14 protein-coding genes are annotated in these 15,730 nt (G+C 55.7%); 3 read left to right on the top strand and 11 right to left on the bottom strand.

What is annotated here, in order from left to right:
- Positions 1-111: 111 nt before the first annotated feature.
- From AC2FIO_RS11665 to AC2FIO_RS11615, 11 genes are all read right to left on the bottom strand, one after another.
- A complete protein-coding gene (locus AC2FIO_RS11665) occupies positions 112-492 on the bottom strand; it encodes a hypothetical protein (protein ID WP_496697760.1) in 381 nt (126 codons plus the stop codon).
- A gap of 30 nt (positions 493-522) precedes the next feature.
- Positions 523-1,815 (bottom strand): GNAT family N-acetyltransferase, encoded by a 1,293-nt coding sequence (locus AC2FIO_RS11660; RefSeq protein WP_496697758.1) that lies wholly within the window; start codon positions 1,813-1,815, stop codon positions 523-525.
- Positions 1,816-1,822: 7 nt separating this feature from the next.
- On the bottom strand, positions 1,823-2,212 hold the full coding sequence (gene speD, locus AC2FIO_RS11655) for an adenosylmethionine decarboxylase (protein ID WP_496697756.1): 390 nt from the start codon (positions 2,210-2,212) through the stop codon (positions 1,823-1,825).
- A gap of 441 nt (positions 2,213-2,653) precedes the next feature.
- On the bottom strand, positions 2,654-3,751 hold the full coding sequence (locus AC2FIO_RS11650; RefSeq protein ID WP_496697754.1) for a M56 family metallopeptidase: 1,098 nt from the start codon (positions 3,749-3,751) through the stop codon (positions 2,654-2,656).
- The gene (locus AC2FIO_RS11645) at positions 3,738-4,133 is read right to left on the bottom strand and encodes a BlaI/MecI/CopY family transcriptional regulator (protein ID WP_113790821.1); all 396 of its coding nucleotides are present in this window, start codon (positions 4,131-4,133) and stop codon (positions 3,738-3,740) included. Before AC2FIO_RS11645 ends, AC2FIO_RS11650 begins: the two co-directional genes overlap by 14 nt.
- Before the next feature lie 66 nt (positions 4,134-4,199).
- Positions 4,200-4,604 (bottom strand): DUF2160 domain-containing protein, encoded by a 405-nt coding sequence (locus tag AC2FIO_RS11640; RefSeq protein ID WP_058274638.1) that lies wholly within the window; start codon positions 4,602-4,604, stop codon positions 4,200-4,202.
- Positions 4,605-4,612: 8 nt separating this feature from the next.
- The gene (locus AC2FIO_RS11635; RefSeq protein WP_170415418.1) at positions 4,613-5,410 is read right to left on the bottom strand and encodes a carbohydrate ABC transporter permease; all 798 of its coding nucleotides are present in this window, start codon (positions 5,408-5,410) and stop codon (positions 4,613-4,615) included.
- Positions 5,407-6,270, bottom strand: coding sequence for a carbohydrate ABC transporter permease (locus AC2FIO_RS11630; RefSeq protein ID WP_282119456.1), 864 nt, complete (start codon positions 6,268-6,270; stop codon positions 5,407-5,409). Before AC2FIO_RS11630 ends, AC2FIO_RS11635 begins: the two co-directional genes overlap by 4 nt.
- Complete coding sequence (locus tag AC2FIO_RS11625; RefSeq protein ID WP_496697751.1) at positions 6,267-7,343, bottom strand: ABC transporter ATP-binding protein; 1,077 nt, start codon at positions 7,341-7,343, stop codon at positions 6,267-6,269. Before AC2FIO_RS11625 ends, AC2FIO_RS11630 begins: the two co-directional genes overlap by 4 nt.
- 1 nt (position 7,344) lies before the next feature.
- On the bottom strand, positions 7,345-8,394 hold the full coding sequence (locus AC2FIO_RS11620; RefSeq protein ID WP_496697749.1) for an ABC transporter ATP-binding protein: 1,050 nt from the start codon (positions 8,392-8,394) through the stop codon (positions 7,345-7,347).
- An 82-nt stretch (positions 8,395-8,476) separates the two neighbouring features.
- Complete coding sequence (locus tag AC2FIO_RS11615; RefSeq protein WP_496697747.1) at positions 8,477-10,216, bottom strand: ABC transporter substrate-binding protein; 1,740 nt, start codon at positions 10,214-10,216, stop codon at positions 8,477-8,479.
- A 557-nt stretch (positions 10,217-10,773) separates the two neighbouring features.
- Here AC2FIO_RS11615 and AC2FIO_RS11610 point away from each other — a divergent pair.
- The 3 genes from AC2FIO_RS11610 to AC2FIO_RS11600 all read left to right on the top strand — a co-directional run bounded on the left by AC2FIO_RS11610 (position 10,774) and on the right by AC2FIO_RS11600 (position 15,726).
- Positions 10,774-12,033: an aminotransferase class V-fold PLP-dependent enzyme gene (locus tag AC2FIO_RS11610; RefSeq protein ID WP_496697745.1), complete on the top strand. Its 1,260-nt coding sequence runs from the start codon at positions 10,774-10,776 to the stop codon at positions 12,031-12,033.
- Between the two features lie 682 nt (positions 12,034-12,715).
- The gene (locus AC2FIO_RS11605; RefSeq protein WP_282169472.1) at positions 12,716-14,413 is read left to right on the top strand and encodes a type I secretion system permease/ATPase; all 1,698 of its coding nucleotides are present in this window, start codon (positions 12,716-12,718) and stop codon (positions 14,411-14,413) included.
- Positions 14,413-15,726 carry an HlyD family type I secretion periplasmic adaptor subunit gene (locus AC2FIO_RS11600; RefSeq protein WP_282169471.1) on the top strand — a complete coding sequence of 438 codons (1,314 nt, stop codon included), beginning with the start codon at positions 14,413-14,415 and terminating at the stop codon, positions 15,724-15,726. The genes AC2FIO_RS11605 and AC2FIO_RS11600 overlap by 1 nt, the downstream gene beginning before the upstream one ends.
- Positions 15,727-15,730: the final 4 nt, after the last annotated feature.

The following is a 15,730-nucleotide window of genomic DNA, read 5'->3' as shown; positions in this document are numbered from 1 at the left end:
TGATACCGGCCGAACGCTGTCGGCTGAGCAGGTTGCCAATCAGCGCACCGGCCAGGAAGCCGGCGCCCGAGAAACGCAAGCCAGCGGACTCACCAGTAGTGTCAGTGGCGATCAGGCGTCTGTTGGCCTCGTCAATCTCGATGGTAAAATCTCACCTTCATCCGAGTCTCGTGCGCCGTTTGCATTAGCGTCTGCATAACCCGAGAACTTGGCGTCGGATAGAATTTCAAGACCCAGCGGCTCGTCATAAAAGCGCGGTTCCGAGTTCATGATCTGGGTGAGATACTCCGTGAACTCTTCCACTTGATCGTCCGAGGCTTCGGCGATGCTGTTAGCTGTCAGATATTCCTGATACTCGTTGATCGCAAATTCGGTCCGGTCCAGAACCTGCCCAAGATCGGCGGTCTGTTCGGACTTCGGGGCCAGGAACACCGAATATCCTATGAAGCCCACAACGCCCAAAATGACGATTGTTTTCAGATTTCCAAACATAATTTCTCCTATCGAGTTAAGACTGTGTTTTCAGGTTTCATCAAGGTCATAGGACCACCAATCCTGGTGCAGGTCCTTGCCGTAGAACTCTTTGAGCGCGCCGCATTTCTTCATCCCCTGCCCCTGTAATTCGGCTGCATGTGCGTCGGACAGATCAGAGGGGATAGTCAGAACGGCCATGCGATATTTCTGCGTGCGAGCCAGCGAAAGCTGCTGATCCAGGCCGCTCAACCTGGTACCGGATTCGCTCCAGCGTAGTCCCGCTACATCGTCGGTTTCCGCGGCCTTTTGCAGGTCCACGACAGACAGACCTATGGTTGAGGCAGGATGGGCGGGCGGTAGTTCGGGCGCATCCGGATTATCCAATCCATAGATGATTTTCGCCTCTCGCGGGCTGTGATACCCAGGAACGGTCAACTCGACCGCAGCCCCGAATTCTTCATACAGCTTATGCGCGGCGGCATAGATTTTCTTGCCGAACTCTTCGTAGTCACTGGTTTCGATGAAAATCTTACGGATCTGTAGCTGCGCAAGCTTACCCAGCATGTCGTTCAACATCTGCCCGCCAAACCCTTTGCCGGTTTGGGCCTGATCCAGGTAGGTCCAGGACAGCCACGCAACATCAGGTACATCTTCGTCAATACTGTAGCCGATCAAACCCAACACGTTGCCCCGATCTTGCAGGACAAACATGTTTTGGGTGCCCTCGTTAACAAATTTGTCTTCAGCCTCGGCCGCGTCATCTTCATCGGTCTGGGCGATGATCTGAATGGCAGGCGATACATGTCGCCATTCCATAGGCGTGAGGGTCGGCCCCTTCGAGCCGAACAACGCATTAAACAAGGCAAGACCTCCCCCGACCAACGCGGATGTAATGTGGGTGAAAACCGCGATCTGAGACCGCAGGTACAAAAACTCGGCGACGAGCAGAATGCATATCAGCGCAAGCGCCCAAACACGTTGGCTTGGCGGTCCCGCGGCAACAAGACCAAAGGCAACAAGGGCATAGGAAACGCTTGATAACCCTACGAACCCCGGCCCGACCAGAACGAACTCTGCCACTGTGCCGGCAACGACGCTCAGGATCACAAGGCCTGAGGTCCCGGTACTGCCCAAGCGAGGTTCGGTCAGACAACCGCCGATGAAAATCATCACACAGTTGAGTGTCAGATGGCTCAGATCGCCATGCCGGATCACGAACAACAGATGGTCGGGCAAGCTTTGCACAGGCCCCGAATAACGCACCGGACCGAACAGCACGTAGACGCAAATCGCGCACAGGATTAGAGATATCGTGACCGGGCATCTGCGCAGCTCTCTCATTCGCCCTTCAACTGCCGGCGATAGCCAGCCGCGGCACGTTTTGTCCGATCAGGCCCCGTTTGATGGATTGCACCTCAATGCGCTGCGGGCGGAAATAGGATTTCAGTACATCCAGGCTGCGCTGCGGCTCGGCGTCGCCGCACATGAAGATATCAATGGCGGCATAACCATGCTCGGGCCAAGTGTGGATCGAGATATGGGACTCAGCCAACAAAGCCACCCCGGTAAACCCTGCACGTTGTCCGAAATCATGAGTTTCGACGTCAAGGACATGCGCTTTGGCTGCAATAGCCGCGCGTGTCAGAGCTTCTTCAGCTGGGGCAGGATCATAAAGTGCAGTTGAATCGAAGAAATCCGCTAAAAGATGTACACCTAAAGAGGGCAAAACAGCGCTCATAAAAAACTCAAAGCCTCAAACCATAAATTATTGATCCACTTCAATTTTATTGATCTCTGCAGTCAATCTGACTGCAGGGTTGTCCGCTTTAGACTGCCACGCTGTGGCAAAAAATACACAACCTATAGGGGATCAATCAAGAGTCTGAGTATTTGCGTCAGACTCTCGTTTTATTTCCGATCCATTCTTTGGGAAGCGTGCAACTCGCACTGGGTTCGGGCCCGCAAGGCAACACCATGCCGGTTGCGCAAGCGGTTGTACGTTGGTGAAACGACATAGCTCTGCCTGGTTGCGTTAAAACGGGCACCCCTGCCCCGTTTTAACGCAAAATCAGGAACTCAACATGCCCCAGCCTCGGGCCAAAATTTCCCGGCGCTGAACATCGTGCGCATGAAACGGCAATCCGTCTCTCCAACCCTGGCCGAAGAGCATCACCGCATATCAATTCCCCTGAGTGCGAGCCTCAAGCCGTTCCAGATTAACAACTGTCGACAGCATCAAGCGATCGTGGCTCCAATCCTGAGTTTGGCGTACTGACGCCGAGCTGATGGCAAGAATGGTTGCCAATGCTAGGGTCATCCCAAGAAATACGGCAGGCAGAGGAGGACTTGCCGTCGACGCTTCGGTCAAGGCAATCACACGCAAACGCAACACATGCTTTGCTTTTGTCCCGTTCACCAAGGCCACATGAAGAATGCGTGGGCAGTTCATTGTAAGAGATCGCGAACAGTAATCCAGCAAACAGGCCGTATAGTCTTTGGCGTCTATCCCCTTACGCGAGACAACGGATTGGTCACAGGCCAACTCGCGCAGTCGGTCAAACTGGTGCTTAATCACCAGATATGCCGGGTTCCAGAACAGTAGCGGGCGCATCAGCTCAAAGCCCAGCTCCCACTCCACATCCATGGCACGGATGTGTTGAAATTCGTGTGCCAGAGCGAACCGCAATTCACGCGGTGTATTTAGCAAATGGCTGGGTAAGACGACGTGGCGGCGACGTAGGCCGCGCACAGCGAAGGGTACGGTTATCCGGTCCGACAAACGAATGTCTACCTTCGACGACCGCCGCCAAAGAAAGCTGGATCTCACGGTTTTGCGAATTGCCCATGCATCGCGAAGCACACGAATTGTCAAGAAAGTCGACACCAGAGCGAATGCAATCAAAATGCATGTTACAAGGACAGACGAACCAGAAAGAACGTGATCAAGCCAACGTTCGCGCGTGTTCAGCAGGGTTTCGAACTGCGCAGCCGGCATGGCAATATCACCACGCAAGTAGGCAGCCACGGCCAGATCCCCCAGTGCGACTGCGCGTCCAGGCCACAGAAAACCGATAAAGGCCGAGACACCCATTGCCAGCACCGGGCTCAGCACAACACAAATACAAAGTGCTTTGAGCGATCGAAGTTGTGCAACAAACCCATATCGCATAGACGATCGCGCGAACACGACGCGCACCGCCAGCCAGATAAGTGCCGACAATCCAAGTACAACATTTAACTCGAGAAAAGCGTCGAGAACCGGTTTAACCGCCGTCATTTTGCAGTCTCCTCTCTACCAGTGCTCGAATTTCCTCCAGATCATCTTCTGTCAGCCCCGCATCGTCGACCAACCTTGCAACCAAAGTTGCGGGGGTGTCGTCGAATAACGTTCGGGAGAGATTTTGCAGCGAACGCGACTGATACCTGTCTTTTTCCAGAAGTGGCCTATAAATCAACGATTTGCCGTTCTTTTCGCTTTCTACAAATCCCTTTTCATCGAGAATGCGCAAAATTGTTGCGCCGGATGTGTAGGCCAGATTTCGATCTGGCGCCAAACGATCAAGAACATCTCGGACTGAGCCCTGACCCAGCGCCCAGAGTTCATTCATGAACTCAAGTTCCACTTCGGTCAGCAAGTTTGTAGTTTTTTTCTTTCGCATCAGTCTCGGTGTCGCCATTTTTTAGTATGCCTGACAGACAAGCATCCTTTCACTGTTTCGCAAAGCCTAAACTTTCCAGAAGACGAAGATGCCCCAACCGATGGACAAAAACAGCGGCGTCCAAACCGGTTGCCCAACCAATCCGAGCCAGGCCAGAAAGATGTAGGCAGCCCCGAGAAGCGTGATGAAGAGACGATCGCCGAGCGTGGTGGTCAGACCCAATACGCCGCGCCGCTCGATCCCGTCGCGATATTTGAAGCCTTCTAGAACGCCAATAAGCGCGATGGCTGAGAATATCCCAACGAAAACTGCAAGTGTCGCAGGCGTCCAGGCCATCCAAAAATCGGGCCACAAAGGGTCGGTCCAGGAAAATCCCTTTTCCTCTTGCTGGCCAACGTTGCCCCATCCGGTCTGAGCCTGAGCCAAGGCCGTCGTGGGTAGGAAGGGGAGGATGAGAAGAAGTTTACGCATATCGAACCTCATACACGACCCATCGCAAAACCGCGCGCGATGTAGTTGCGGACAAACCAAATGACGATGGCTCCGGGGATGATGGTCAGGGTTCCGGCAGCGGCCAGCAGACCCAGCTCGTACCCGGCGCTGGAGGCAGTACGCGTCATCACGGCCGCGATGGGTTTAGCCTCTACCGCAGTCAGGGTCTTGGCCAACAGCATCTCGACCCACGAAAACATGAAGCAGAAGAAGGCCGCGACACCAACACCCGCTTTGATGTTCGGCAGGAAAATCGTCACGAAGAAACGTGGGAACGAATAGCCATCCACATAGGCTGTCTCATCCAGTTCTTTGGGAATGCCGCGCATGAAACCTTCCAGAATCCAAACAGCCAACGGCACGTTGAACAGTGTATGGGCAAGTGCCACGGCCAGATATGTGTCGAACAGACCGATGGACGAATATAGCTGGAAGAAGGGCAGCGCGAACACCGCAGCCGGCGCCATACGGTTGGTCAGCAGCCAGAAGAATAACTGCTTGTCGCCAAGGAACCGATAACGCGAGAACGCATAAGCGGCTGGCAAGGCAACACACACCGACAGCACTGTGTTGATCGTCACGTAAGCTATCGAATTGATGTAGCCCCAATACCACGTCGGGTCCGTGAAGATCGTGACGTAGTTTTCCAGTGTAAAAGTCTGTGGGAATAGGGAAAAGCCCGACAGGATCTCGTTTGTCGTCTTGAAGGACATCGCCACCAGCCAATAGATCGGCAGCATGAGGAACGCGATATAGAGGATCGGGATAAGGGACCGCTTCTTCATTGCGCGTCATCCTTTGTCATCAGAGTGTAGAAAACCCAAGACACCAGCAGCGTGATGGCGAAGTAGATTAGGCTCATCGCGGCTGCAGGGCCAAGGTCAAATTGTCCCAGCGCGATCTTCACAAGGTCGATCGACAGCAAGGTGGTTGAATTGCCGGGGCCGCCGCCGGTCAGAACGAAGGGCTCGGTATAGATGTTGAAACTGTCCATGAACCGCAGCAGTACCGCGATTGTCAGGACTGTTTTCATCTTGGGCAGCTGGATATAGCGGAATACCGACCACGGGCTGGCGCCGTCAATTTTGGCGGCCTGGTAATAGGCGTCCGGGATCGATACGAGGCCTGCATAGCAGAGTAGTACGACCAATGAAGTCCAGTGCCAGACATCCATGATGACGACTGTGATCCATGCCGACAGCGGTTGCTGGGTCATGTCATAGTTGATGCCTAAAACGTCATTTAGGAAATAGCCCAGCAAGCCGATCTTGGGCAGGGTAAAGATATTCCACATCGACCCGACTACATTCCACGGGATCAGCATCGGCAGAGCCATGAGAACCAGACAAACTGGAACCCAGAACCCTTTGCGCGGCATCGACAGGGCCACAATGATGCCCAGGGGCACCTCAATCAGCAGGATCAGGAAAGTGAACAGGAACTGCCGTCCAAGTGCGGCTTGGAACCGGTCGGACCGCAGGATTTGTTCGAACCAGCCCAGTCCCTCCCAGAAGAACTGGTTGTTGCCGAAGGTCTCCTGCACTGAATAGTTGACCACCGTCATCATCGGCACCAGCGCATTGAAGGCGACCAGTGCCAGAACCGGCAAGACAAAGAACCATGCCCTTTGGTTTTCCGTTCTCATTGTGTCCGCTCCTCGCTTGCGATCCAGCCGTCGCGGTAGATGCGCGATTGTTCAGGTTTGAATTGCAGGAAGACTTGTGATCCCGGTTCCGGAACACTGTGTTCAGTTACTGCTTTCAGGGCCGTATTACCAACCATGGCGCTGACCACGTAGTGACGGCCAATATCCGAGACCTTGGTTACATGTGCCGGGATACCGGTGTCACCGAACCCCACATATTCGGGGCGGATGCCCAGATCGGTTCGACCGCCATCACCATGGATCGGACCTTCCAACATCACTTCGTGGCCTTCAAAAACGGCGCGGTCGCCCCTGGCTTCACAGGGCAGCACGTTCATGCCGGGTGAGCCGATGAAGTGACCAACAAACGTGTGCTGAGGACGTTCGAACAGCTCGACAGGCGTGCCGATCTGAACCACTTCGCCTTCCTGCATCACGACCACCTCGTCTGCAAAGGTCAGCGCCTCAGTCTGGTCGTGGGTCACGTAGATCATCGTGGCCCGCACGCGCTGATGCAGTTCTTTCAGCTTGGACCGCAGCTTCCACTTCAGGTGGGGATCGATCACAGTCAGCGGCTCGTCGAACATAACCGCATTCACGTCGTCGCGGACCAGACCTCTGCCCATCGAAATTTTCTGCTTATTGTCTGGGCTGAGTCCTGACGCTCGGGTCTTGAGCAACTCAGTGACATCCAGCATCTCGGCAATCTCATCGACGCGTCGTTTGATCGTCGCCGTATCAACACCTCGGTTTTTGAGCGGAAACGCCAGGTTCTCGCCTACTGTCATCGTGTCGTAGATCACCGGGAACTGGAATACTTGCGCGATATTACGCTGGTCAGGCGGCAGAGCTGTCACGTCGCGATCATCGAACAGGATCTGGCCCTCGGACGGCATCAACAAGCCCGAGATGATGTTCAACAACGTGGACTTGCCGCAACCCGACGGTCCCAGCAGTGCATATGCCCCACCATCGCGCCATGTCACGTCGATTTCCTTCAGCGCATAGTCTTCCGGACCTGCCGGCGTCGGCATGTAGCTGTGTTTGAGGTTTGAAAGCTTGATCCGTGCCATGTCAGGCCACCCTTTTGCCGTCTTGGCCGAAATACCGGCAATGGGCCGGGTTCATATAAAATCGGTGATCTTCGCCCACCCGATAAGGGTGCACGCCAGCCGCCAAAGAGACCCAAGCATCATCCCCGTGCTGGAAATGCGCGCTGGAATCGGAACCCGATAGCTCTGTGACAATCACACGACCTGTCAGTTCCACATCGGCATCCGAGGTGCGGGTGGGAGTCACTCGGTGCGGTCGTACTGCAACCATGTACTCGCCGTCCGCCAAATCCGAAACCGCCCAGCCGCCGCCGCCTGCAAGCTGTGCCTGCGTAGCTGACACGGTGACACGGGCCACATTGATCGGCGGGTCTGAGAACACGCGCGCAGCGGCAATATTCTCAGGGTTGCGATAGATATCAGCAGTCGGGCCGAATTGCGTAACGCGACCGTCTTCCATAAGGGCGGTATATCCACCCAAAAGCAGCGCCTCTTCGGGTTCCGAGGTGGCGTAAACCACCACCGCCCCACGACCGGCAAACAGGTCGGGTAGCTGCTCGCGCAGTTCTTCGCGCAGCTTGTAATCCAGGTTGGCCAACGGTTCATCGAGGAACACGGCTCGGCTTTCTTTTGCGATGGCTCGGGCCAACGCGGTACGTTGTTGTTGGCCGCCTGACAGCTCATGCGGTCGGCGATGCAACATCGGGCGCAGCTGCAGCAAGTCGGCGGCCTCTTCCACGCGTCCTTCAATCTCGGATTTCGCCATTCCAGCCACACGCAAAGGCGAGGCGATGTTGTCAAAAACACTCATATGCGGATAGTTCACGAAGAACTGGTGCACGAGGCTGATCTGTCGCTTTTGCGTGTTCAGCCTTGTGACGTCCTGCCCGTCCATCAGCACCTTGCCCGAGGCGATCGGGTCCAGCCCGGCCATCATCTTGATCAGAGAGGTTTTGCCCGATCCCGTCGCGCCCAGCAGCACATTGAAATGGCCGGTTTGCAGCGTCAGGGTCGTGGGCTTGATATGGATAACGTTGCCAACGCGTTTGGTGGCATCTTGTAGTTCGATCATGTCCGTGGGTTCCGGTTCTTCAGTGCGTCGCACTGGTCTTGAGGTGGGGATGCCTGAAACGGCATCCCCGGGTTTCAATGGCTTACTGAGACTGCCAGCGTTGAACCAGTTCGTCGTAGTTGACGGTTTGGCCCTGCGGCTTTTCGTTCTCAAGCTTGGCTTTGGGCGAGCCTGCTTTTTCCAACCAGAACGACGCATCCTGCGGTTCGTTCAAGCGGGGACCACAGCCACCGTAGACACCGGCGCTTTCATCCGCGGCCTGCATGCGGGCCATGGTGATGTCCATCTCTTCGGCCAGACGGTCCATCGCCTCTTGCGGGGTGAAGGCACCCGAGTTCACGTCACCGATCTGCTGCCACCAGATCTGGGCCAGCTTCGGATAGTCCGGCACGTTGATGCCGGTCGGCGACCATGCCACACGGTCAGGCGAGCGGTAGAACTCGACCAGACCACCCAGCTTGGGTGCGCGTTCGGTGAACGACTCGTGGTTGACCGAGCTGTCGCGGATGAAGGTCAGACCCACATGAGACTTCTTCACATCGACAGTCTTGGACGTCACGAACTGGGCATAGAGCCAAGCCGCCTGAGCACGATCCGCAGGGGTCGACTTCAGGAAGGTCCAGGAACCCACGTCCTGATACCCGACCTTCTGGCCATCTTCCCAATAGGGGCCGTGCGGGCTGGGTGCCATCCGCCAAAGCGGCGTGCCTTCGTCATCTACAGTGTTGTTGCCTTCGGACTTCGGCTTCACCATGTCGGCGGTAAAGGCTGTGTACCAGAAGATCTGCTGAGCCACGTTGCCCTGGCTGAGCGCCGGCAGCGACTGATAGAAGTCATAAGACGCCGCACCCGGAGGTGCATAGTTCCGCAGCCATTCATCCCACTTACGGATCGCATAGACCGCAGCCGGACCGTTCGCAGCACCACCGCGTGACACCGAAGCGCCGACAGGGTTACAGGTGCCTGCTTCCATGCGGATGCCCCATTCGTCGACGGGGATACCGTTTGGCTCGCCTTTATCACCTGCACCAGCCATCGACAGCCATGCATCAGTCATACGCCAGCCCAGGTCGGGCGCACGCTTGCCGTAATCCATGTGACCGTAGATCGTGGTGCCGTCGACTTCTTTTACGTCGTTGGTGAAGAAATCTGCGATGTCCTCGTAAGCTGACCAGTTGACCGGAACGCCCAGGTCATAGCCATACTTCTCTTTGAACGCGGCTTTGTTGGCCTCATCATCGAACCAATCCTTGCGGAACCAATAGAGGTTTGCGAACTGCTGATCCGGCAGCTGATACAGCTTGCCGTCCGGACCGGTGGTGAACTGAATGCCCATGAAGTCATCCAGATCCAGCGTCGGTGAGGTCGTACCGGCCCAGTCGCCACCCATCATGTCGGTCAGCGGATAGGCCAGCTGCAAACGCGAATGCGTGCCGATCAGGTCACTGTCGTTGACATAGCCGTCATACAGGTTCCGGCCGGTCTGCAACTGGGTCTGAACCGCCTGAACCACTTCGCCTTCACCAAGGATTTGGTGGTTGACCTTGATGCCGGTGATTTCCTCGAACGCCTTGGTCAGGACCTCGGATTCGTAAGAGTGTGTCGGGATGCCTTCGGACAGGACGTTGATTTCCATGCCAGAGTAAGGCTGTGCAGCTTCGATGAACCACTGCATTTCCGACATCTGTTCGTCTTTCGACAAGGTCGATGGCTGGAATTCATCGTCGATCCAACGTTGTGCTGCGGCTTCGTCGGCCCAAACGGGACCGTGCCCCGCAATGACGGCCACAGCCGCCACTGCGGAAAGTAGATGTCTCCGCATCTCTTTCCTCCCAAAAAGTTATGGTTTTCCGGCGCAAACCGGATAGCAGACAGCATCAGCGATTTTCTGCGCACCTGTCAAACTAAATTTTTAGTAAATAGATAAACTCTGATCAACTTTTTGATTATATTATATATTTTTAGAAAACCAGCGTATCACCCAACGGCAGGATAGTGCCCGATCATCGTGAAAAACACCCTGCGGTAAGTATGCTAAAGCTGACAAAAACCTTTGTCGAGGATATGAAACCGTTCACGATACATATCGCCTGCTTCACCACACACACGAGCCAACAGAAGGCGCCATTCTCATCTGGATCTCCCGATAATACGCGCAATATTTTTATGAAAGAATAGTTCGATAGCGACAAAAAACGCCGGTGCAGCGCAATCATGTCGCGTTGTCGCTTGACAGGATGGCAGCATACGGCCTGATCAATTCAGTTCGCGGAATTTTCGATGACTCTGTCGACGGTTTTCCGAACAAAGCCTTATCGCGGTGGCCAAGCTCCGCCGCACGATCGTGAACCGCGCTCTGACTATGCACAGGACAAATCTATGATCCAAGACAACCCTGCCCTCATCGACGCCATCCGCGACCGGTTCGCCCATGTCGGCACTTGCCCGTTTCAGGGCGAACGCATCTTTTTCGAGAATGCGGGCGGAGCACTGACATTGAAATCCGTCGCTGAAACCTCAGCTTTTTATGCAGCAATCCCAGACAATCCCGGGCGCATAAATCCGGCAGGTCAGGGAACCCAAGGCGTTATTAACAAGGCAAAGGACGACCTGGCCGTGTTCATGAACGCATCTTCCGGGCAGTTCTTCGCAGGTGAAAGCGGAACCGAGCTGCTATTTCGCATGATCCGCACCGCGTGCCTGGTCGCCCCCAAAGGGTCAAAAGTGATAGGGTCATCCATCGAGCACCCGGCCACCCGAAGCGCAGCCTGCCGCTGGGCTGAAATCGCAGGGCTGGAGTATGTGAATGTGCCCCACGGCAACGACACCGGATTGGTTACGGCCGATGACTATACCGCGCTGATGACGCCAGATGTCGCAGTGGCAACGATCCTGCATGCGTCCCCCGTGACAGGCATGGGTATGGACGTAGCTGCAATTTCCGCGGCGATCCGTTTTGTGGCACCGGATTGTTTGATCATCGTCGACGGCATTCAGCATGCTGCCCACGGGCAACTGGATCTGGATGGCTATAATGTCGATGGCTACGCGATCTCGCCCTATAAAGTGTTTTCGCGTCACGGATATGGCATCGCCTGGGTTTCTGACAAACTCAGCGCTTTGCCGCATGACATGTTGATCGACGCACCCGCAACCGGGTGGGAGTTCGGGACCCGTGACGCGGGATCTTACGCAACTGTTTCGGACGTAGTGGCATATTTTGACTGGCTCGGTAGCGAAGTCTCGGATGAGACCGAACCGCGCAAGCGGATCGAGGCTGCAGGTCGCGCCATTCACGCCTATGAAACACACCTGACCAATACTGCAATCAACGGCACAGGCAATCTGCCAGGACTGCGTGATATGGACCACGTGACCATTTTGGCGGGCGCCGATAACCCGGCACGCGAAGGACTGGTGTCAATCGTGGTCGAGGGGTATGCATCCGAAGACGTAGTCGAGGTATTGAATCAACAGGGCATTCGGACCCATACGCGAAAGGCCGATCACTATTCCGGCAACGTTCTTACGCCGTTGGACCTGTCAGATTGCATTCGCATTTCCTTCTGTCACTACAACACGGAGCAGGAAATCGCCCGCCTTCTGGGGGCGATCAAGGTATTGGGCGAAAACCGCTGACGGGCTGGCGAACACACTCTTCGGCTTCAAAACTGTAATCCAGTTGCCCGGTTACATCATCGGTCAGGTGAACTTTGCCCAAGTCATCCCACGATCCGTCGAAGGTTTGGGCAAAGGATCGCAAATAGCCTGACGCCAGCCCCGCCCTCCCCAATGTCGCACTATAGTTTCGGCCCCTTCACGCCCCGCCCTGATCGCCTTGTCCACATTTTCGACCGAAGTACCACCCCTGTGTTCAGCGCACCCAATTTGGCACCGTCGTGCGTCCCGTGACGCAGAACATTGTCCGTTTTCCCGATCAGGTGCAGTTCAGTTGTCCAGCTTGTTGAAACCATTGCGGTATCGCCGCATCGACGTCATCAAACGCGACAATGACAAGCGCGCGGTTCGCAGGGCTTGAGATGTTTGCCATGTGGACTCTGCCTCGATTGCGCTACGTGAAGATCAAGAGAATACAGTTTCAATCAACAGGCGAGTTTGATGCCAATGCGCTATATTCAATACGTCGATTACGAACTCGGTCGGCGGCATATGGACAATCCGCGACGGCATGCATTTCCACTGTTGAGACATCAGTCTAGGATGCGCGCGAATGCTAGCCCATTCGAAACCCGAGCAACAAAAACGAGAAGCTTCGTTCGTGAATATTGAGAACCGCAGGGCCACCCAGCCAAGACATGAAATGCAATCAGCGCGCAACCAGGGGATCACATTCCTGGCGCTGGCGTTTCTGTTCAGTATTTTTGTCAACTTGCTGATGCTGACCGGACCCTTGTTCATGTTGCAGGTCTATGACCGCGTCCTTGGATCCCGAGCGGTCGAGACCTTGGCGGCACTGTTCCTGCTGGTCGCTTTATTGTACGGCCTTATGGCCATGCTCGATTTTGCGCGGGGTCGGATCGTGGCGCGTTTTGGCGCGCGTTTTCAATCGCAATTGGACGAACGCGTGTTTGACGCGACCCTACGCCGATCGCTGCACCCACGCGCCCGGGCAGCGCCAGCAACCGCATTGCGCGATCTGGAATCCATCCAAAACCTGTGTTCCTCTCCGGTTCTGTTGGCTGTGATGGATATCCCCTGGACGCCGATCTTCATTGCGGCGATCTTTCTATTTCATCCCCTTCTGGGCTGGCTTGCCGTTGGTGGCGGTTCGCTTTTGGTTGTGATCGCGTTGTTGAACCAGATACTGACCCGTCGCAAAGTTGCTCTGGCTCAATCCGCGTCCGCAAAAGCCAACAGCTTTTCGGAACATGCCCGGCAAGCCGCCGAAGTCGTCCGCTCGCAAGGCATGCAACAGGACATCACGCGTAGATGGCAGCGACAACGCTCAAACGCCCTGCAGCAGACAATCGCTGCCAGTGACTGGACCGGCAGTTTTTCGTCCGTGACCAAATCGCTGCGGCTGTTTTTACAATCTGCAATGCTGGCACTTGGGGCATTGCTGGTTCTTCGTAACGAACTGACCCCCGGCGCGATGATCGCGGGATCAATCCTATTGGGCCGCGCTTTGGCTCCCGTTGAACAGGTCGTTGGGCAATGGGCTGTCGTTGAACGTGCCCGAACTGCGTGGACCTCGTTGAGCCGGTTTCTGGATGCCACGCCGCCCGAAGCACAGCGCACCAAGCTGCCTGTGCCCCAGGCGCGGCTAACAGCCAAAGGTCTGACGGTCATCCCACCCGGCGCGGATACGCCAACCCTGCGAAACGTGTCGTTGAACCTCGAGCCCGGGCGGGCGCTTGGCGTCATCGGTAAAAGCGGGTCCGGAAAATCCACCTTGGCCAAGGCGCTTTTGGGTATTTGGCATCCTGCTGCGGGCGAGATCCGGTTGGGCGGTGCAACGCTGGATCAATACGACCCGACAGATCTGGGTCAGCATATCGGGTACCTTCCGCAAGAAGTTACGTTGTTCAACGGAACTGTTGCCGAAAACATCGCACGCATGTCCGAAGACCCAAACCCTGAAGCCGTTGTAGCAGCTGCCAAGAAGGCCAATGCGCATGAGCTGATTCTGACGCTGGAAAAAGGCTACGACACCATTCTGGAAGGCAATGACAGTCAGCTGTCGGGTGGTCAAAAACAGCGGATCGCATTGTCGCGCGCGCTGTACGGAGACCCCGTGTTGCTGATCCTTGACGAACCGAACTCGGCGCTGGATGCCGATGGGACCGAGGCGCTGAACGCCGCCGTTCGCGAACTCAAGGCCGCAGGAAAGTCCGCAATCATTATGACGCACCGTCCGCAGGCGATCTCGGAATGTGATGATCTTGCGGTGGTCGAGCGCGGACAGGTTGTCAAATCTGGTCCACGGGATGAAGTTCTGGGCGCAGTCGTACAAAACGCCGGATCGATCCAGCGCAACCTCAGCAAGGCAGGCAACTGATGCAGGACAAAACAAATAACCCGCGGCCGGTGTGGCGCATTACGATCCCTGCCCTGGTTGGTTTTGCAGCCCTTGGCATCCTTGTTGGCGGCTTGGGTGTTTGGGCCGTCAACACGCGATTGGCCGGGGCTATCATCTCGCAAGGCATTATCGAGGTCGAAAGCAACCGTCAGGTTATTGAACACCCCGACGGCGGCGTTGTTGGTGAGATCTATGTGCGCGATGGCAATGCCGTGGACAGTGGCGAATTGCTGTTGCGACTGGACGACACTTTTCTGTCGTCTGAGAAAACCATTGTCGAAGCCCAGCTGTTCGAACTATTGGCCCGCCGGGCCCGTTTGGAAGTCGAGCGCGATGGCACAAATGCCGAAGCTCTGGCCGCCCGGCTGGCCGAGATTCTGCAACAGGAAAATATTGACCCTGATCTGATCGCAGGTCAGCAACGCCTGTTCGAGGCGCGCTTGAACACACTGAACCAGCAAACAGAGCAGCTGAGCAAACAGACCGTTCAAATCGAAAGCGAAATCGGCGGTACCGAAGCGCAGCTTGTTTCACTGCGGCGTCAGGTCGAATTGATTCAGGCCGAGCTGGATGATCAACAAAGCTTGCTTCAGCGCGGCCTCACTCAGGCAAGCCGTGTTTCCGCCCTTCAGCGCGAAGAAGCCAGCCTTACCGGCGATATTGGCCGGTTGGAAGCTGCCGCTGCGCGCCTGAGAGGTGAGATATCTGCGACCGAAATTGCAATCCTTGAGCTTGAGGCGACACGGCGAGAAGAAGCCATCTCGACACTGCGAGATATTCAATCCCAGATTTCAGAACTGGCCGAGCGCCGCCTGTCGCTGGACACTCGTTTGTCACGACTGGATATCCGCGCCCCTGTTTCAGGAACGGTATACGGCAGCCAGGTTTTTGCCCTGCAGTCTGTGATCCAACCTGCGGAACCGATGATGTATCTGGTGCCGCAGGATACGCCCCTGGTCGTGGCCGCACGCGTCGATGCAATTCACGTAGACCAGTTGCATGTTGGCCAGCCGGTTTTGTTGCGGTTTCCCGCGTTCAATCAACGTGAAACGCCTGAAATTGACGGACAGGTGATCAATGTCTCGGCAGATACATTTACAGACGAAAACACTGGCCAGACATTCTATCGCGCCGAGGTCGTACCACAGGACGGGCAAGTCGATCGTCTGAACGGGCAGGAATTGCTGCCCGGCATGCCAGTGGAAACATTGATCAAGACGGATGAACGTACGCCCCTGTCCTATCTGGTGAAACCGTTGGCAGATTACTTCAACCGGGCGTTCCGAGAGTGACCGC

The organism is Ruegeria sp. CDSB086, assembly GCF_059611065.1.
The sequence above is the reverse complement of the archived record's forward strand: the minus strand, read 5'-3'. Positions and strand labels throughout refer to the sequence as shown.